General features: G+C 68.5%; 19 protein-coding genes and 2 pseudogenes. 12 read left to right on the top strand and 9 right to left on the bottom strand.

Features of this window, described 5'->3' with window-relative positions; genetic code table 11:
* Positions 1-14 precede the first annotated feature (14 nt).
* From ABZ793_RS23940 to ABZ793_RS23955, 4 genes are all read left to right on the top strand, one after another.
* A complete protein-coding gene (locus tag ABZ793_RS23940) occupies positions 15-1,562 on the top strand; it encodes an FAD-dependent oxidoreductase (protein WP_357461042.1) in 1,548 nt (515 codons plus the stop codon).
* Entirely contained in the window at positions 1,559-3,040 is a 1,482-nt protein-coding gene (locus ABZ793_RS23945; RefSeq protein ID WP_350711945.1) for an aldehyde dehydrogenase family protein, read from the top strand. Before ABZ793_RS23940 ends, ABZ793_RS23945 begins: the two co-directional genes overlap by 4 nt.
* Before the next feature lie 201 nt (positions 3,041-3,241).
* Positions 3,242-3,778, top strand: a complete 537-nt coding sequence (locus ABZ793_RS23950; protein ID WP_350711946.1) for a flavin reductase family protein — start codon at positions 3,242-3,244, stop codon at positions 3,776-3,778.
* Between the two features lie 309 nt (positions 3,779-4,087).
* Positions 4,088-4,297, top strand: a complete 210-nt coding sequence (locus ABZ793_RS23955) for an MbtH family NRPS accessory protein (protein ID WP_357461046.1) — start codon at positions 4,088-4,090, stop codon at positions 4,295-4,297.
* A 474-nt stretch (positions 4,298-4,771) separates the two neighbouring features.
* Here the strand turns inward: ABZ793_RS23955 and ABZ793_RS23960 are convergent, their stop codons facing one another.
* The 3 genes from ABZ793_RS23960 to ABZ793_RS23970 all read right to left on the bottom strand — a co-directional run bounded on the left by ABZ793_RS23960 (position 4,772) and on the right by ABZ793_RS23970 (position 6,789).
* Positions 4,772-5,506 (bottom strand): hypothetical protein, encoded by a 735-nt coding sequence (locus ABZ793_RS23960; protein WP_357461048.1) that lies wholly within the window; start codon positions 5,504-5,506, stop codon positions 4,772-4,774.
* 697 nt (positions 5,507-6,203) lie between these two features.
* The gene (locus ABZ793_RS23965; RefSeq protein ID WP_357461051.1) at positions 6,204-6,380 is read right to left on the bottom strand and encodes an ATP-binding cassette domain-containing protein; all 177 of its coding nucleotides are present in this window, start codon (positions 6,378-6,380) and stop codon (positions 6,204-6,206) included.
* Positions 6,381-6,405: 25 nt separating this feature from the next.
* On the bottom strand, positions 6,406-6,789 hold the full coding sequence (locus ABZ793_RS23970) for a hypothetical protein (RefSeq protein ID WP_357461053.1): 384 nt from the start codon (positions 6,787-6,789) through the stop codon (positions 6,406-6,408).
* A 433-nt stretch (positions 6,790-7,222) separates the two neighbouring features.
* On the opposite strand from ABZ793_RS23970, the gene ABZ793_RS23975 reads away from it, so the two are divergent.
* From ABZ793_RS23975 to ABZ793_RS24005, 7 genes and pseudogenes are all read left to right on the top strand, one after another.
* Positions 7,223-8,014, top strand: coding sequence for a DUF2785 domain-containing protein (locus ABZ793_RS23975; RefSeq protein ID WP_357461056.1), 792 nt, complete (start codon positions 7,223-7,225; stop codon positions 8,012-8,014).
* A 652-nt stretch (positions 8,015-8,666) separates the two neighbouring features.
* Positions 8,667-9,008: pseudogene (locus ABZ793_RS23980) on the top strand (nitronate monooxygenase); the annotation flags it as partial.
* A 189-nt stretch (positions 9,009-9,197) separates the two neighbouring features.
* Positions 9,198-9,689 (top strand): sigma-70 family RNA polymerase sigma factor, encoded by a 492-nt coding sequence (locus ABZ793_RS23985; protein WP_357461121.1) that lies wholly within the window; start codon positions 9,198-9,200, stop codon positions 9,687-9,689.
* The gene (locus ABZ793_RS23990; protein WP_357461059.1) at positions 9,686-10,348 is read left to right on the top strand and encodes a zf-HC2 domain-containing protein; all 663 of its coding nucleotides are present in this window, start codon (positions 9,686-9,688) and stop codon (positions 10,346-10,348) included. The genes ABZ793_RS23985 and ABZ793_RS23990 overlap by 4 nt, the downstream gene beginning before the upstream one ends.
* A 24-nt stretch (positions 10,349-10,372) precedes the next feature.
* Positions 10,373-11,017: a hypothetical protein gene (locus ABZ793_RS23995; protein WP_357461061.1), complete on the top strand. Its 645-nt coding sequence runs from the start codon at positions 10,373-10,375 to the stop codon at positions 11,015-11,017.
* Positions 11,018-11,726: 709 nt separating this feature from the next.
* Positions 11,727-12,059, top strand: a complete 333-nt coding sequence (locus ABZ793_RS24000) for an NAD(P)-dependent oxidoreductase (protein ID WP_357461063.1) — start codon at positions 11,727-11,729, stop codon at positions 12,057-12,059.
* On the top strand, positions 12,017-12,391 hold the full coding sequence (locus ABZ793_RS24005) for an NAD(P)-dependent oxidoreductase (RefSeq protein WP_357461065.1): 375 nt from the start codon (positions 12,017-12,019) through the stop codon (positions 12,389-12,391). The genes ABZ793_RS24000 and ABZ793_RS24005 overlap by 43 nt, the downstream gene beginning before the upstream one ends.
* A gap of 151 nt (positions 12,392-12,542) precedes the next feature.
* Here the strand turns inward: ABZ793_RS24005 and ABZ793_RS24010 are convergent, their stop codons facing one another.
* From ABZ793_RS24010 to ABZ793_RS24025, 4 genes and pseudogenes are all read right to left on the bottom strand, one after another.
* Positions 12,543-12,830 (bottom strand): hypothetical protein, encoded by a 288-nt coding sequence (locus ABZ793_RS24010; RefSeq protein ID WP_357461069.1) that lies wholly within the window; start codon positions 12,828-12,830, stop codon positions 12,543-12,545.
* 975 nt (positions 12,831-13,805) lie between these two features.
* Positions 13,806-14,032: pseudogene (locus ABZ793_RS24015) on the bottom strand (IS701 family transposase); the annotation flags it as partial.
* 97 nt (positions 14,033-14,129) lie between these two features.
* Positions 14,130-14,768: a hypothetical protein gene (locus ABZ793_RS24020; RefSeq protein ID WP_357461071.1), complete on the bottom strand. Its 639-nt coding sequence runs from the start codon at positions 14,766-14,768 to the stop codon at positions 14,130-14,132.
* A 132-nt stretch (positions 14,769-14,900) separates the two neighbouring features.
* On the bottom strand, positions 14,901-15,131 hold the full coding sequence (locus tag ABZ793_RS24025) for a hypothetical protein (protein ID WP_357461074.1): 231 nt from the start codon (positions 15,129-15,131) through the stop codon (positions 14,901-14,903).
* A gap of 875 nt (positions 15,132-16,006) precedes the next feature.
* On the opposite strand from ABZ793_RS24025, the gene ABZ793_RS24030 reads away from it, so the two are divergent.
* Positions 16,007-16,804 (top strand): hypothetical protein, encoded by a 798-nt coding sequence (locus tag ABZ793_RS24030; RefSeq protein ID WP_357461077.1) that lies wholly within the window; start codon positions 16,007-16,009, stop codon positions 16,802-16,804.
* A 362-nt stretch (positions 16,805-17,166) separates the two neighbouring features.
* Here the strand turns inward: ABZ793_RS24030 and ABZ793_RS24035 are convergent, their stop codons facing one another.
* Together ABZ793_RS24035 and ABZ793_RS24040 are read right to left on the bottom strand one after the other, a co-directional pair.
* Positions 17,167-17,364 carry a hypothetical protein gene (locus ABZ793_RS24035; RefSeq protein ID WP_357461079.1) on the bottom strand — a complete coding sequence of 66 codons (198 nt, stop codon included), beginning with the start codon at positions 17,362-17,364 and terminating at the stop codon, positions 17,167-17,169.
* A 141-nt stretch (positions 17,365-17,505) separates the two neighbouring features.
* Positions 17,506-17,934: a hypothetical protein gene (locus ABZ793_RS24040; RefSeq protein WP_357461081.1), complete on the bottom strand. Its 429-nt coding sequence runs from the start codon at positions 17,932-17,934 to the stop codon at positions 17,506-17,508.
* Positions 17,935-17,988: the final 54 nt, after the last annotated feature.

Raw genomic sequence — 17,988 nt, forward strand, 5'->3', positions numbered from 1 at the left:
AAGGGGCAACACACGTGACAGCGACACCTGCGGGCGCCGATGTCGTCGTCGTCGGTGCCGGATCCGCTGGCTGCGCTCTGGCCCGCCGGCTGGTCGAGCGCGGACTGCGCGTGGTCGTACTCGAGGCCGGCGGTGAGGACACCAACCCCGACATCGGTACGCCCGGACGGCTGGCCTACCTCTGGTTCGCCGAGGAGGACTGGGCATATCACACCGTGGCGCAGCCGTACGCCGGGCACCGGCGACTGCACTGGCCGCGCGGACGGGTTCTCGGCGGCTCCAGCGCGCTCAACGGCATGATCTGGGCACGGGGCGCCGCCGCCGACTACGATCACTGGGCGTACCTCGGCAACGACGGATGGTCGTGGACGGACGTCCTACCGGTGTACCGGCGCATGGAGGACTTCGACGCCTTGTCCCCGCTGCGCGGCACCGGCGGACCGATCCACGTCATGTCCCAGTACCGCCCGGATGCGATCTTCGAGTCCTGCATCAAGGCGGCGCAGGAGATCGGGGTCGGGATCAACCCCGACTACAACTCCGGCGAACTGGACGGGGTGTCGCAGACCCAATTGACCATCCGGGACGGCCAACGGCAGAGCGCCGCCGCCGGTTACCTGCGTCCCATCCTCGACCATCCGGGGCTCACCGTCGTCACCCGTGCGCACGCCCGCCGGTTGCTGTTCAGCCAGGACCGCTGCACCGGGGTCGAGTGGGAGCGCGACGGGCTCACCCACACCACCCACGCCGGCGTGGAGGTGATCGTCTCCGCAGGCACCATCGAATCCCCCCGGCTGCTGATGCTCTCCGGCATCGGTGACGCCGCCGAACTGCGCCGGCACGACATCGACGTCCGGGTGCACCTGCCCGGGGTGGGCCGCAACCTGCACGACCACCTGCTCAGCCCCGTCATCTTCAGTACCACCCGCCAGGTCGGACGCTCTCCCGACCTGACGCCGATGCAGAGCCACCTGTTCTGGCGTACGCGGTCCGGCCTGCCGGTACCCGACGTGGAGGCGCTGCACTTCCCGGTCCCGATGTACCAGCCGGGGATGTCCGGCCCATCCGACGGGTTCACCCTCCAGGCCGGCCTCGTCCGCCCGGTGAGCAGGGGACGGATCAGCCTCGTCGGCGGCGACCCGCACGCCGGGCTCGACATCGACCCCGCGGCGCTGGCCTGCGCGCAGGACGTCGACGCGCTCGTCGAGGCGGTGATCCTGTGCCGGGAGATGGGTGCCGGTTCAGCCCTGGCCGGCGGGTGGGGTGCGCGGGAGGTCTATCCGGGCCCGACGGTGCGTACTCTCGACGACCTGCGCGCCTACGTACGCGCCACCGCCGGTACCTTCCACCACCAGGTCGGCACCTGCAAGATGGGTGCCGACGACCAGGCGGTGGTCGACGCCCGACTGCGGGTGCACGGTGTGCGGGGACTACGCGTCGCCGACGCGTCGATCATGCCGGCGGTGACCACCGCCAACACCCATGCCCCGGCGGTCCTCATCGGCGAACTGGCGGCCGACTTCGTCACCGCCGGCCACCACACCCGGCAGGAGCAGTCGTGACCCCGGCGACGATGACCGACCAGGTGTGCCAGCTGTTCATCGACGGCGACTGGCTCGAGACAGCACCGGGCGGGTACGGCACCTCGCTGGACCCGGCGACCGGGCAACCGCTGGCCCGCTATGCCCAGGCCGGCCCGGCGGACGTCGACGCGGCGGTGGCCGCGGCCCGCGCCGCGCTCACCGCCCCCGCCTGGGCCCTGATGACGGCCGCCGCGCGGGCCCGGCTGCTGTGGCGGGTCGCGGACCTGATCGACGAGCATGCGGACACGCTGGCCGAACTGGAGACCCGCGACCAGGGCCAGCCGCTGCGCGCCGCCCGTGGCTGCGTGGCCGCCGCAGCCGAACACCTGCGCTACTTCGCCGGCTGGTGCACCAGGATCGAGGGCAGCACGGTGCCGGTGTCCTACCCGGACACGCTGCACTACACCCGCCGAGAACCGGTGGGCGTGTGTGCCCTGATCGTGCCGTGGAACTTCCCGCTGCTGATCGCGGTCTGGAAACTCGCCCCGGCCCTCGCCTGCGGCAACGCCGTGGTGCTCAAGCCGGCCGAGCAGACTCCGCTCACCGCCGCGTACCTGGTGGAGCTGTGCCGGCAGGCCGGCGTGCCGGCCGGTGTGGTCAACCTCGTCACGGGCGGGCCGGACACGGGCCGTGGCCTGGTCGCCCACCCCGGGGTGGACAAGGTGTCGTTCACCGGTTCCACCGCTGTCGGCCGGGAGATCGGGCGGGTCTGCGGCGAGCAGCTCAAGCGGGTGACGCTGGAACTCGGCGGCAAGGCGCCGGTGATCATCGCCGGGGACGCTGACCTTGCCGCCGCCGCAGCTGGCTGCCTCAGCGGCGGGCTGGTCAACAGCGGCCAGTCCTGCACCGCCTACACCCGGCTGTACGTGCAGCGGACGCGGGCCGACGAGTTCGCCGAGAAGCTCGCCACCATGGCCGGGAAGGTGCGTGTCGGTCCCGGCCTGGCCCCCGACAGTCAGCTCGGTCCGCTCATCTCCGCCCAGCAGTTGCGGCGGGTGGACGACCTCGTGCGCACCGGTACCGCCGAGGGCGCCCACCTGGTCACCGGGGGAGGGCGGATCACCGCCGGCCCCCTCACCGCGGGCTTCTTCTACCAGCCGACCGTGTTCAGCGGGGTAACCGACGAGATGACCATCGCCCGGACGGAGATCTTCGGGCCGGTGCTGTGCGTCCTGCCGTACGACGACCCGGCGGAACTCGTCGATCGGGCCAACGACAGCGACTACGGCCTGTCCGCCGCGGTGTGGACCCGGGACCTGGCCACCGCTCACCGGCTCGCCGGGGCGATCCGGGCCGGGGCGGTCTTCGTCAACATGCCGCCACAGCCGGATCCGGCCGGGCCGTGGGGCGGCGTCAAGGCCAGCGGGATGGGCCGCGAAATGGGCGCAGCCGCGATCGAGGCCTACACCGAGATCAAGGGGGTGTGGCTGCACACACCCGCCGCCGACCACCCCTGACCGGGCCACCCGGCGGGGTGCCGAGCAGAGGCGGGTGGCGGCTCGAGATCAACCTGCGCGCGCCTACGCCGACGCCGCGAACTGCCGCTGCCGCCGCCGGAACACCGACTGCGGGCCGATGCCGGTGTACGGGAGAACCATCCGTACGAGCGGCGGGTGGCAGACCCGACCGTCCAGCACCCAGCACTGGGGAGGAACACCATGACCGAGCCCGTCGATGACTCTCCGCCGGTTCGTGCCGATCCGGACACCCTGCGGGCGGTGCTGCGCCACCAGGCCAGCACCGTCACCGTGGTCACCGCTCCCGGCGCCTCGGCGGTCGGCTTCACCGCCACGTCGTTCACCTCGGTGTCACTGCGGCCGCCAATCGTCCTGTTCTGCCTGGATCTCAGTTCGTCGAGTTGGCCCACCGTCTCCCGGGCCCGGCATGTTGGCGTGCACCTGCTCACCCGCCAGCAACAGGAACTTGCCCAGAGGTTCGCCACCAGCGGGATCGACCGGTTCGCGGCGCCGACCCGTTGGCGGCACGGGCCCGAGGGGGTGCCGATCCTCGACGACACCCTGGCCTGGCTGCTGTGCCGGGTGATCGACCGGGTGGTCGCGGGCGACCATGCGATCATGCTGGCCGAGCCGGAGCTGCTGCGGCACAGTGAGGTCGACTCGCCGCTGCTCTACCATCGGGGCCGGTACGCGGACCTGGCCAAGCGACCCGAGCCGGTCGCCGGGCGAGCGGCCTGAGCCGCCGACGTGGGTAGTTTCAGCGCTGGCTCCGGGCGGAACCGATCCTCGCGCCTGCCGGGCGTCCGAGGACCAGCGTGCCGTGACCGTACCGGAGCCGCCAGCGGCCACCTGAAATCGCCAACAGCGAAGTCGACACCCGGATCCTCGTTGACCTTGATTTACCGTAATGGATGTGATTAGTGGCTACGCCTCCGTGGGGCGATCAATTGGATTTGTGATGGCCGCCGATGGGGTAACGCATCGGGTGGTTGGTCGATATAATGCTCATGTCTAATCTGTGGACACCGCCACACCTGGAGGGCAGTGATGGAAGCATCTGAGGACCTGCGCCGATACCACGTCGTGGTAAACGACGAGGAACAGTATTCGATCTGGTCGGAGGGATCGGAGATTCCGGCTGGGTGGCGGGCGGTAGGCGTCACCGGCGACCGGGCGACCTGCCTGGCGCACATCGACGAGATCTGGACCGACCTGCGTCCGCGCAGCCTACGGGAGCATTTGGAAACGCAGGGCTGATCCCGATACCACCGCACCATTGCCGCCTGCCGGGAACCGGTGTGCCCCGCCTTTGGGTCCGCCTCACCAAGATAGGTGATCGGCGTCCCGGGGACCTCACCGCGACCGCTGAACCTCCTTTTGTAGGGCATTGTCGGGTCCGGTGGTATTGGTCGCGGTGTGACGGTTCACCGGCTAGTGCCTCGTCATGCAGCCTTGAACGGGTAATCCGGATGGCGAATCTTGGAGCCGGCGGCGAACCCGGATTTCGGTTTGGCGCGCTGGTTGCGCCAGCGGATGTAGTCGCCGATGGCGGCGGCAGCGCACAGCGCGGACGCCGACCGACACGTGCTGCCCGCGCTGGCGAATCTTTACACGGCCGGGCACTACGGCGTCCAACTGGCCGCCATACCAGGAGCGGACAGTACTGGTACACGTGGTCAACGGCGTTGCGGAAGTCAGGACCGCCCCCGGCGTTACGCCGGGGCCCTGAACTCAGGCCGGCATTACGAGCACCCTGAGCGCCAAGGCCTCGGCCGGAAACTGCTCCAGACGGCGGACTAGCCGCGTGGGAAGGTGCAGCAGCGTCACAGCCACTTTCATCTGGAAATCCGCTCCAACCTCCCGACCTGAACTCGCGACGAGTCCACTTTCACCCAATACCGCCTCGATCTCACGAAACACGCCCTCGGTCCACCGACTCTCGATAACCACCAGCGACTCCCCGAACAGCGGGGCGAGGGCTGCGCGGGCCTTTGCGACATCCGTGGCGAGCGCGATGTGCCGTTCATCGCCAGTCCCTCGATCGGCCGTCCACAGGTCCAGCAGGTGACCGTCTTCCAAGAGGGAACGCTCGACAGGCGGCCTACACCGAAGCTGTTTGTGAAGCGCCTGCCCGGTAAAGGACGAGGCGGCATCGTTGGCTCTGCGGGCAACGACAGCGGCCTCGGGTCGCACAATGAGACTGCTCGCCTCATCGATCGCCAGCTTGCGGTCCGTCCAGGTGCCTTGAGCCACAACTGCCTGGCTTTCTAAGCGATCAAGGTCAATCGATGAGTCAACCACACATAGTTCCACCGGAGTCGACGTAGCGACAATTTCGCTGTCGGAGGTGACCACCGTTCCGCCGTCTGGGATGAGGAGTACCGCATGGCCGAGCCGAATCAGCAGTCCCTCTGCACGGGCTGGCTGCCCCTCGTCAACGACCAGGGGCAGCCATGGGCTACTCACCGAGCATCCCGGGTCTCACGCATTTCCTAACCACATGCAACAGACTCCGAGTCAGTTCTTGTTCTATCCTCAATGCGAGCCGCAGGAGCGCGATCTGCATCTACTTCGAGTATCCAATACGTACAGGGAGGCAAGCCCTCCTCTACACACCTGAGGGCCGACAGGGGGATTTGGTAGGTCTGGCTAATGTACTGCTTGCGCGCTAGGCACTTTTCCAGCGTCGTGATGTGAAAACCGTCCCAGGGAACCCAAGTAGCTAGCGGTGCTATCGACGGGGATCTCAACTGGTAGCTAGCTTGTGAGGCGGAAACGGCAGAAGCCGGTGTGGGCGCGCTGCCGCTCGCGATTACTGGGGTGGCCGGCGCTAAGGTGAGCGCCGCGCTTACAAGTCCTGCGAGAAGCAGTGATTTTGATCGACGTCTGAGTATCGGCTACCTCTTTCCCCTTAGCACTTCTATTGGTACCAATTTACCAATACATCTAGATGTATTCCAGCGGCAGTGTAGTCAACCAGCCCGAACCGGTGGGCATCTCTGGCTCGTTCAGCCAACGATGTATGTACGTTCACCGGAGCCAGGGGGTGCGGCGTGGGGCGCGGCCCGCCGGTCGGCAGGAACGTCAGGCTGGATCGGGAGAGGTTTTGGGTGACGATACCCCGGCCCCTTGCCGGCTACCGCAGGAACAGGGCCAACAGCCCTTAACCCTCCACCGGACGCTTGAGACCCACGATGGTGTGCAGCAGTGTCGTCTTCCCGGCCCCGTTCGGGCCCAACAGAACCGTCACCCCGCGCGGAACCACGACGTCGAGATTGCGAAACACATTCCGCTTCCCGTACCGCTGCGCCAGTCCGTGTCCGATGACTGGGTCGTCCATCGCGGGTCCCCCGAATGCGTCAGGATCAGCAGGTGGTCACCTGAAGGTTGCCGGTGTCCTCATAGGTCGGGTGAGAGGTGAAAAATGAGCGGCCGTAGTAGTTCGCGGTCCGTCCGCCGTCGCAGCTGCTGGTCTTAGCGTAGTAGATTTTGCCCGTGTAGTAGTCGTCGTAACTGGACACCACCGGGTCGGGCAGAGCGCTCACGTCCCTCTTGATCTCGATGCGGAAGGTGCGGGTCGCGGACGTGGAGCAGTACGCGTCGTTGTCGGCAGTCATGTAGCCACCGCTCTGGGAAATCGTCGGGTTGCCCTGGGAGCAGCCCGACGGGTTCGCCCATGCCGGACTGGCCACCGCGATAGTGGACAGCCCGAGGGCGACCGCCGTCACGGCCGCCGTCGATCGCCTCATGCGATTCTCCGATCCTTGCTACGGATGGCACACGCGCATGGCTGTGATGATGACTAGTCGAATTCACCCAAGCACAGTCAGTCGCCGCCGTCAATGGCTGACGATTTGCTGTCTGCCATTTGTATGACTTGGAGGTCCGCTCCTGTCTGGAGACGCACGAGAATTAATGACGAAGAGAGTATCTCCGACTCATGCGTCTATGTGCACCAATTTCCCTTGCAGGGGGCATGTCGACGCAGTGACGCCGCCACTCGGCAGTCTCACGTCCCCTGGGAAAGAACCGGGCCGCTGCGCATCACCCTGTCCGGCTTCAGTGGGCAGGGTGATACAGACGTCAGAACTGCTGAGTCTGGTCGGGAAGTTGACGGGTTGAGATAAATCCTGGACATAATTCGCAGGCGTACGGCAACGGTGTGGACCTATTCTGGCCGTCATGACCGACTGGAAGAGCGTCGAGGCCGCCGACTGTGCCGTGCCCGCTGACCGGCCCATGGACGACCTCGTCCGCGAGCTGTCCCGTGCCCTGGCAGATCCCGATCCACTGGTCCGGGACGGCGCGCCCTACGCCGTCCTCGCGACCTGGATCGCTCGCGGGGCGATCGGGACGTCCCGGCGGCTGGAGTTGGGGGACGAGATGGCGACCCGGTTCACCGACCCGCGGGTCGAGGCCCGCACCTTCGCGCCCCTCGTGCTCGACATGCTGGTGGCCGCGGGGGACTTCAAGGCCGGCTGGGTGGAGGCGTTCGAGCACTGGTACCCGGCGGAGCAGGATCTGCGTGGCCACGACGAGACGCTCGGCTGGCTTCACGCGGTGGCGCACGGCGCGGACCTGCTTGCCAGCTTCGGTCGCCACCCCGGGGTGGCGCCGGTGCGGATGCTGAACCTCGCTGCCGCGCGGCTGACGGCGCCCACCGACCACGTCTACGACCAGATGGAGGACGACCGCCTCGCCCGGGCGATCGCCCGGGTCCTCACCCGTACCGACCTGAGTGAGCGCGATGCCGTCGGCTGGCTGGATCCGATCGCCGACCGCTTCGGGGCCGACCGCATCAGCACTCCGGTACCCGCTCACATCAGCAACTGCCTGCGTACCCTGCGCCTGCTCTACATCCTCGCCGACCGGGGCGTGCGCCCCACCAGCGAACTGCCCGCGGAACCCCTCCACCACCGCGACGCGGTCAAGTCCGGCATCGCCACAGTCCTCGACCGGATCGTCAGACGCTGATCGACGGCACCCGGTTCGGCCGGGCACCCCGCCGGCTCTTCCCCAGCCGGCCCGCCCCGACCACCTTTCCGCGGTCATGTGCGGGATCGGCGTCCCGGTCGCAGCCGTCCGCGGTGCCGCCATCCGACAGCAGCTCCTCGAACTGCCCGCCCCGTCATCGCGGACGCTCTCGGCTACCACGACAAGACCACCAGCCGCCTCCTCGAGGAGACCGGCGGGACGCGGAGCCGTACGCGGCTGGCGATCACACAAGGTCACCAGCCGGTTGGACTCCTCGCAGAACTGGCGACAGTTGAATACGAGAGCCCACCAGTAGGGCGGGCCGAAATCAGAGGCTATCGGCGTCGGGAAGCTGCGCAAGCACCTCCGGTGGCGCCGGCTCGACGGGCAGCGGCCGCCTTCGTCAGATACGCATTCACATCGCGGTTGACCACCACGGCTCAACGGCTGGCGCTGTCAGCGGCTCGGCTGCCCCGCCTCGCCACGTGCGATACGGGCCATGCTGAGCATCCGCAAATGCCGCTGACCGCGCGCCCGCTCGTGCGCGATGACCGTGTGTCTGGACTCGGCTGACGATCGCGGTGTGGCAGTCGCGGGCGGTGGGGCGTGGTTATGTGTGGGGTGGGGTGGCTGTAGTGCCTGGCCGAACGACCGGCCACGCCACTGCGATCTGGGATACCTGCGTACGCCGTACCGCCGCCCGGACGGCAGGGTCGGCTACCGCTGCCCCGCGGAACCCGTCGACGAGTACGTACGCAAGGGCGGGTTGGTCGACGACACGGTAGGCAGCCGCTGTCTGTGCAACGGGCTGATCGCCACCGTAGGGCTCGGTCAGCGGCGGCCGGACGGCCACGTCGAGCCACCGCTGGTGACGCTCGGGCAAGACCTGGCCTTCCTCCCGCACCTGACTCGCCGAGGTGACGGCTACACCTCCGCCGACGTCATCGCGTATCTGCTCGGTCCGACGGCACCGGGTAACCGGCTCCTGAGCTAAGGCCTGTCAGTCCGCTGGGACCGTGGAGGGCGCTACGCCTCGATCGATTCAGCCTCGGTTTCGTGCTCGGTCGCCGACACCTGGCCCGGGGTCTCGTGCCGTTAGCGGTGACCGCCCTCACACGTTGAACCGGGTGCGCCCCTGCTCGTATACGTGACCAGGAGGTGAGGCGTGGACGCTGGCGAGGCGCTGATGCGGGCGCTGCACGACGAGCACGCGGGTGCCGTGTATGCGTTCGTCCGGCGGTACGAGCCGGACCCGCAGCGCGCGGAGGACGTGGTGCAGGAGGCCTTCCTGCGGGTCTGGCGGGGCATCGACCGCCTCGACACGAAGCGGCGCAGCCTCCGGGCGTACCTGTTCACGGTGGCGCGGAACGTGCTGACCGATCTGTGGCGGGCCCAGCAGCGGCGGCCGACGCTGGTTGCCGACCAGGACGCGCTGGCCCGGGTGCCCGCCGAGGACGAGGTCGAGCGGGCGCTCGACGACTGGCTGGTGGCCGAGGCGCTCACCCGGCTGTCGTACGAGCACCGACGGGTGGTCGAGGAGATGTATTTCCACGGCCGTACGGTCGCCGACGCCGCGGCGGTGCTGGGGATCCCGGAGGGGACCGTGAAGTCTCGGGCGTACTACGCGGTGCGGGCGCTGCGGTCAGCGTTCGAGGAGTTGGGGGTGACGCGATGAGCCCGGAACACGACGCGATGCGGCTGCAGCTCGGGGCCTACGTGCTCGGCGGGCTGAGCGCCGCGGACCGCGCCGCGGTGGAGGCGCATCTGGCCAGCTGCGTCGCCTGCCGGGACGAGCTGTCGAGCTTCGCGGTGGTGCCGGCCCTGCTGGCACGTGCCCGCGACACGGTGCGCGACAGCGCCGCCGCGGAGCCACCTCCCGCGCTGCTGCCCCGCCTGGTCGATGCGGTACGCGCCGAGCGGTCGACCGTACGCCGCCGCGCCCGCCGGCTCCGCCTCGCCACGGCGCTCACCGCCGCGGCCGCGGCGGTGGCGCTGGTTCTCTCCGGCGTGGCTCTGCGCGGCCCGTCCCCCGACAGGGCTCCCACGACCCCGATGACGGCCGCTCAAGGGTTCACCGCGTCAGGGAACGCGGAGCTTGAGGCCCGCCCCTGGGGTACGGCCATCGTGCTGGACCTGTGGCAGCTGCCGCGCGATGGGCGGTTCGTCGCCTGGGCGGTGGCTGCCGACGGGCGGCGCGAGCAGGCAGCCACCTGGGGCTCGACCCCGAACGGGCGGGCCCGGGTGGACGGCGCCACCTCGATACCGCGCACCGAACTGGGGCGGGTGGAGGTGGTTACCGAAACCGGCCAGACCGTACTCGTCACCACGACGTAACCCGACAATTCAAGGAGGAGCAGCATGCACGTACCCATGAGAAAGCTCACGCTGACCGCAGCCGCCGCCGCACTCGCTCTCGCCGGCACGTCCGGGGCCTCGGTGTCGGCCAAGCCGGCCCCGTCGGACGTGCGGGTCGAGGTGCTCACGCCACGCGGCGGAGACAACGCCGGGATCGGCGGGCGGGGTTGGATCGTCGACCTCGCCGTGGACTACCCGAGCCTGCAGGCGGCCGGCTTCTCCGGGCTCCAGCTCACCGGCCCGGCCGCGCACAACAACACCGCCCCGTTCCCGGGCACGTTCTCGCCCGGCCGGGACGACCGGCTGCCCGGTCTGGTCGTGCTGGTCTCGACCACCAGCGCCTTCTCCGGCCCTGGCACCAACCTGGCGAACCTGTTCAACGTCACCGGTGTGACCAACCGGGGCGAGGATGTGGCGCAGGTCTGGGACAACTGGATCGTCGGCGCGCCGCTGTTCGGCGTCGACACGGAGTCGGTGCTGACCGTGGCGGTGGTGGACGACCTGGACGGCAACGGCGTGTACGACGACGCACCGAACGTGGTGCCGGACGCCAACCACGACGGCCGGGTGGACGAGGACGACCTGAAGCAGATCGGCATCGCCTCGAACGTCGAAGAGGTGCGGTTCCGCATCAACGGTTCGGCATGAGCCACCTGCCAGGGTGAAGCAGCCGCTTTGACATCCGCAGTCGAGCGGCTGAGGTGAGCCGCCGCGCCGGACGAGCACCACGCGAGCACGCCGGCCGCCGCAGCCCGGCAACGACAGAGGCGCCTGGCCCGCGATTTCCGCTGGCCAGGCGCCTCGTCGGCATGACCATGCTGCGCATGGTCCTCGTGTACTGACCGGGAAATGCACGGGAGCGGCGGCGCTGGAGTCGCTGCCTGCGCTACACACCCTCGACGTCTCGCTGGCGCACCTCGACGACCCCGATGTCCCGACCCGCTTGGAGGCCCGCGGAACGACGGTCCACCGTTGACCGTGCCACAGCAGAGGCCGTTGCCTCACAGAGGCCGGGAGTCCTGGGTGGGGAGCAGGTTGGTGCCCGACGCCCACTGCCTCGGCGCGGCCGACGCGCCCCCAACCGCATACATCTGCGGCGTCTGAGCAGTACAAAAGCGGTCGAGGTGCAGGCCGATCTACACGGCGGGGCGTCAACCTGCGCCAGCCGGCGGCAGCGATGCGCTGTGCCTGGTTGCCGCTCGCTGGTGCACCCCGTAGTACTACCGGCCTGCATCTTTTCGGTTATTAACTGCCGTGCGTCGGCCCGGGCTCCGGCACCCTTCGGGAAGTACAGGTTGCCCTTGCCGGAGACCTGGCCGCCGTAGCTCTACACGCGTTGACCCGGCAGAGCAGCAAGGTGCCCGGCCTGACTCTGGCCAACGGCTGGGGGGTGCACGACGCGGCCACCGCCGAGTTGGCGGTGGCGCTGACCCTTGCCGCCCGGCGCCGGCTGCCGGACTTCGTCCGGGCGGGGGGCGAGGGCTGCTGGGCCTCGGGTTGGTCGACCGGGCTGGCTGACGCCTGGGTGCTGATCGTCGGGTACGGCTCGATCGGCGCCGCGATCGAGCGCCGGCTCGCCGGGTTCGAGGTGGAGATCAGCCGGGGAGCGCCCGCCCCGGCGTACGGCCGGTTTCTGAAATTTCGGAGATGTTGCCACGAGCGGATGTTGTTGTCCTGGACACGCCGCTGACCCCGGAGACCGAGGGCCTGGTGAGCAAGGAGTTCGTCGCCAGGATGGCCGACGGTGCCCTGCTGGTGAACGTGTCACGGGGGCGGGTGGTGGACACCGAGGCGCTGCTCGCCGAGCTCAGCACGGGCCGGCTGCACGCTGCCGTGGACGTCACCGAACCCGAGCCGCTGCCCGCCGACCACCCGCTGTGGTCCGCACCGAACGTCCTGATCAGCCCCCATATCGGCGGCCTGACCGCCGCGTTGGCGCCCCGGGCTCGCCGGCTGCTGGTCGACCAGGTCCGGCGGTACGCGGCGGGCAAGCCACTCGCGAACGTCGTTGTGGGGCCGTAACCTCCGGGTTGATGCCATCGAGGGCCTACACAGCGGGCCGGGCTGCCCGCCGTGTAGGCCCTCGCTGACGAGGTGTCGGCTCCCAGGCAAAGCCCGGGAGCCGACGTGGTGAGGCACTACGTCAGCCCGCAGTCGGGCCGCACTGCCAGCGTCAGCAGTTGGCCTGGTACAGGGCGAGGCCCTGCTGGTAACTCGTGAAGTAGCGGCTCGCCAGGGTGCTGTAAAAGGTGCGGGTTGCCAGATCCTTGCTGCTGAGCGCCAACATGTTGTACTTGAGGTACATGTTGAGGTCGCTGGTGTACTGCGCCTGCAAGCCAGCGCAATACGTACTGGTCACCGACGCGGCCGCATCGGCTGCGTGGGCCGGTCCGGCGAGGCCTACCACTGTGGTGGCGGTGATGGCGGTGGTGAGTGCGATGCGGGAAAGGGAAATGCGCACGGCGCTCCTCCTTAATTGAGTCTCGTGAGTTTGCCGGAGTCGGTTCGCCAGGCGGACCAACCTCTCGCAACAACCGGCCGCGAACTTGAATGCTTGAAACGGCCTCGGCCGTGGGCGATTGCGATCGCTTGTTGCTGACATGGATGTTAGGAACGGCGTACCTGCTGGGTCGTCGACCGCGGGGTTGAGCAACGGGTGGAGGACACCTGGTCCTCGCTCCACCCCTGGGTGGACCCACGGTGGCCGCCCGGGCTCGGCGCGAGCAACCACAGGGCTGGTTTATGCCGACAGGTCCGGACGATGAACCAGCGCGAAACGTGAGCCCGCCGGCCGGATCGCTTACCGAGGCGGCGGCCATTGCGCCTCGGTGCACCCGGCGAGAACGCCGGTTCAGGCGCCAGTGTCACGGGTAGCGGCGTTGTGCCTATCATCGGGTCTCTCGACCAGCCACTTGGACATCTGCCACTCGTACGGCTCGGATGATTCGCCGAACTTCACGCCGATGTCCCTGCGGGCAGCCGCGTAGAAACGGCCTCGTGCCTGACCGGTAGCCCGTACGGCCCGGTTCCACGTCAAGTCACTGGACTGGCCGACAGCCAGGCGCATGAGGCGGAATGTCACCTGATGCCACTCCCCGCGCAGCCGCGACAACCGCATCATCGCCCAGCATCAACACTGCCTCCCACTTAATTGTCCGTTTCTCCTCCGCCGCGAGCAGGTCCGCTTCGTCAATCTCCCCACCAAACAAGAGGTCGTCCTCGTAGACGCCCCGCTTGGCGGCGAGGCGTACCGCAATCGAGACGACCTTCTTGACGACGTGTGCGTAGTCCGAGTAGGCGACAATCCGCCGCTCATCCCAGCGGATCGCCTGTTTCCGGCGCCAGCGACTCCGCTCTTGCGCCCGTAGTGGGATCGTCGGGCTTGGGCTCGGGCTGTTCGTCGCCAGGTCGACCAGTGTGCGCTGGTGATAGTGGCCGGGCGAGGACGAAGGCGTTGAGGAGTCGGCGGATCCCGGCGACGGTCAACGCGATGATCTCCGGGTCGGCGTCGGGCTGCTGGGCGGCGAGGATGGTCAGGACGGCCAGGGCGAGCATGGCCAGAGTGGTGAAGCGGTGCCAGCCGGTCCAGCCACGGACCTGGTAGTGGTCCAAGCCGACCTGGCCTTTGCCGATCTGGAACAGTTCCTCGATGCTCCAGCGGGCTACCACGCTGCGGACCGGCCAGTCGTGCAGCCGCGCACGCGGGCGCCCCCGGCCTCCTAGAGGTGGAGGAGACCGGGGGTGCTCGGGTCGGCAGCGGTCAGGCGGTGATGCGGTTCTTCGTCGGCTCAGGAGCGGCGAACACCTCGGTGGCCAGGGTGCGGAAGGCGTGCACCAGGCCGGCGATCGACAGCAGCAGGAGCAGCCCCGCCCCGATGAACGTCACCAGAGCGGCCTGCCCGGCCTTACGGCCGAACTCACTGAAGCCGTACGAGGTGAGCAGCATGCCGCGCAGCGTCTCGCCCTTGAACACGGTCTCCCGCTGGCCGCTGACCTCCGCCAACTGCTTCTGCAGGTCGGCCAGGGCCGGGTCGTTGGTCTGCGTGGCCTGCTCGACCCTGGCCCGCAGCTCGCTCTCCGGCGCGCCGAGGTCGGCGTACGTCTTCCCACCGGCCATGGACTTCAGGTGCAGCCCGATGAACTCGTTGGCGTAGCACTCGGCCTGCTTGCCGGTGGTCATCTTCTGGCCGGCGTACTCGACCAGGCAGTCCGCCTTCTTCTCCTCGTCGGTCAGCTTGTCGGCCGGCTTGAAGGTGATGTGCTGCGCGCCGAGCTGGTCGCGTACGTAGTCGTTGGCAAAGTTTGCGTTCGTGGTGAGGACGAGGCCGGCGATGAGCAGCAGGACGGTCAGGCCCAGCCCGCCAATGCTGAACAGCAGGTCAAGGGTGCGTCGCTTCATTTCGGAACTCCCGTGAGGATGGCATCGTCCGTTGGTATCGCGTTTCATCCTGGATCACCATGGCGGCCCCTTGTCAGGGCCGAACCACCTGTCCGGTCCGTGACCTTCGGCTCCCCGCCCCGGGCCGTCCGGCTACCTCAGGGCCATTCCTCGGCCGGTCGCCGTCGCTCGCGGCTGCCCGTCGTCGGCGCGTGCCGCCGGCGTGCCGCCGTGCGTCCACGGGGTCTCCTCGGGCGTCGGGAACGCCCCGGCCGGCAGGAACACGTTGGACAGGGCGGTGTAGCAGAGCCGCTTGCCCACCTCGGGCACGCTGCCCGGCGGTGCGGTCGGACCCCGGCCCATCCCGCCGGAGAGCTCCAGCACCACCTCCGTCCTGCCGTCCGCGGGCCGGGGTCAGGAAGATCACTCTCGCCTTCTGCGTCGGCCGGGTCGGCGACCACAGCGTCGAGCATGGCCGCCCTGGTCGACCGACGAGGTCATCCGCACCGAACGGGCCTGGGACGCGTGGGCCAGCATGGGAGGCGAGGGCGACAAGTACGTCAGCAAGACGACCCACCTCCGAGCGGCCCCCCTTGAGGTGGAGGAGATCTCATCGTCCGCTTCGCCGATCCGGTCTGCCGGCGCACTGCCGAGACGCTGTCCTGCGTGGCCGACCGCAACGGCCAGCCGGACGTCGTCTCTACATCCGCGTTCACATGGCACTGCACGCCGCGGGGTCACCCCCCGAACTCATCTGCGAGTACGTCGAAGCCGGCCTGGACGCCGCTGGCGCCACCACGCCGACGTGGGCAGCGTGATGAGCGAGGATGTGGTTGGGTGCCGTCAACGATCGTGTCGCGAGCCCCAACGCGGATGATCGTGGGTTGATTGGCCGTACTGGGCCGCCCGTGCGAGCATCTGCTTCTGTCGATGACAGCGCGTCCGGGCGTTGCGCTGGCAGATGGCCGCTCAGTGCTGCTTGTGCACCAGGCGAACCTTGCCGTCCTGAACCGCGTAGTCCGTGAGCCTCAGTTCGAGTGTCGGACGTTCACCGGGGAAGAGTTGCCGTCCGCCCAGCAAGGACCGGAACGATCCCGACGGTCAGCATGTCGACTGCGTCGGCTGCAAGGAATGACTCAACCAACAACCTGCCTCACCTTCTTGCCGAGAGCCACGTAATCACAAAATCGATGCCCTGGAGGATGGGTCGGTGCTTCCTGCGGCTGGGCGCCGGGCGTCGTGCTGACACGATGCGCACCATGACGGGGGACGTAGCGGGGCAGGACATCACTGGTGCGGAAGGGTTCCGTGGCCGGCGCTCGTGGTGGCGGGTGCTGCGAATCGTATTGGTGGTGGTGTGGGTTGCCTGGGCGGCGTTGAGTTGGTGGTCGGCGCCGCGTGAGGCGAGTAGGGCGCAGGCTCGGTCCGACCTGTCTGCTGGTCGGATGGTGTCCTACCAGTGGGCCGACGGGTGGGACAGTACTGGTCGATGGGGCTGGACCGATGGACGGACGCTGCGGTGCACCGGTTGTTTCGGGCCGCTGTTCGTCTGGCGTACCGGTAACTGGCGGGTGCACTACACCGAGTTCGACCGTGGCTCTGTTGGTTCCGTCTCTCCCGGTTTCTTCGATGCGATGCAGCACTCCGGCCCCCTGGCCGCGGCCTTCGACCAGGCGCTGCAGTCGGCTAACTTGCAGCCGCGTTGGCAGGGCGTGGATGCCCCGCTGCCGGTGCGGGCGCTGCCGGTGGTGCTCCTGCTCAGCATCCTGACCGTGCTGGTATTCGGACCGGATCCCGCTCGAGGCACCCGATGGTTCTGGTTTTGGTTGCTCACCGGGGTGCCGCTCGGCCTGGGACTGATTTGGTGGCTCGCCCGGGAACGTCCCTGGTATCCCACCGACCCACCACCGCCGGACCCGTCGGGCCGTGATCCGCGGGACCGGTGGTACGTGGGCGTGCTCATCGGGATAGCAACATCGATAACGGTCAGCGTCCTGCTGTACGGGCTACGGCGCGTGCTCGGTGATTGGTACGTTCCCCACGACGCCGGCAACTGACAGCTTCAGCCCGGCCGTTGAACGCCATCCGGGGCATGATCGGTCCGGTACGGGTACTTGACCATGGTCAGAGGCGACTCAGCTGCGTCCGGCGCCCTCTACGAGGGCTTCCGGGCCGAGGACAATTCCGTTCACGTCGAGCGGAATCACCGAGCCTGCCCGAGCGGTGGTTCCGATCACCGAGGCGGGAACGAGAAACACCCCAGAGTGGAACTTTGCGCGCTCCTGGGTTGGCGACCCGACCGCGACGGCCATCGTGCCAGCGGTGGCCACCTGGCCAGGACTACGGCGCATGTCGATCGAAGTGTTGCGATGACCGCGTCGTCCCAGCCCAGCCGAACTGCCACCGCGCCGTTTGTCGGTCACCCCACGGCCAACCGGTCCGCAGACGCATACTGGCGTACGTACTCCCAGACCGGATCGGAGAGCTCCTCATCGGATCGCTTCCGGCCCACCACCTCGTACCAGGCAAGGTTCTCGATCCAGAACCGGGCAATGAACCGGTCGAAGTCGTCGGCCACCCGCATCCGGTCCTCATGCGCTTCCTCCTGGGGGACCACCCGCATGTCGTACGCCTCCCCACCTCACAGAACCTCGTGACGGCCGTCCGGCAGCAGGTCGGCTTCCAGTAGCTGATCTGGTCGTGCTCGCCGGGGTCGAGGGCGCTCAGGTCGACCTGTGACAGCGGGGTTTGGGACCGTTCAGCCGCCGGTGGTGGTCGCCGCGAATGCGACCACCGCCTTCGTGGCCGTCGGCTCATTGCTGCCGCAGTCGACGTAGCTGATCACGATGGCGCCGATGGTGACCCGGTAGTTGAACCCGTCCCGGCACTGGTTGTCGCCGGGCGTGGGCCGGGCCTCGCCGGGCAGCCGGGGATCGTTGACGAGGCGGCGCAGTTCGCGTTGCTGCTCGGCGGTCAGCCGACCCGAGCGTTGTTCCCCGCGCTGGCTGGTGCGGGTCCAGCCGCCGTCGGGCTCGACGACCGTGGTTTCGTGTACGCCCGCGAAGCCGCCGGTGCGCTCCACGGTGACCTTCGGGGCGTTCATGCCGGTCGGGGTTGCCGCCGGTGTGGGTGAGTCGGATCCCTGCCCGCAGCCGGCCGTCACGCCGAGGACGGCGATGGCTGCCACCAGTGGATATCGATATCGCCTCATGCTGCTAATGACGCTACCGCAGGTGGGATG

Source organism: Micromonospora sp. NPDC047465 (assembly GCF_040643125.1).
Taxonomy (GTDB): domain Bacteria; phylum Actinomycetota; class Actinomycetes; order Mycobacteriales; family Micromonosporaceae; genus Micromonospora.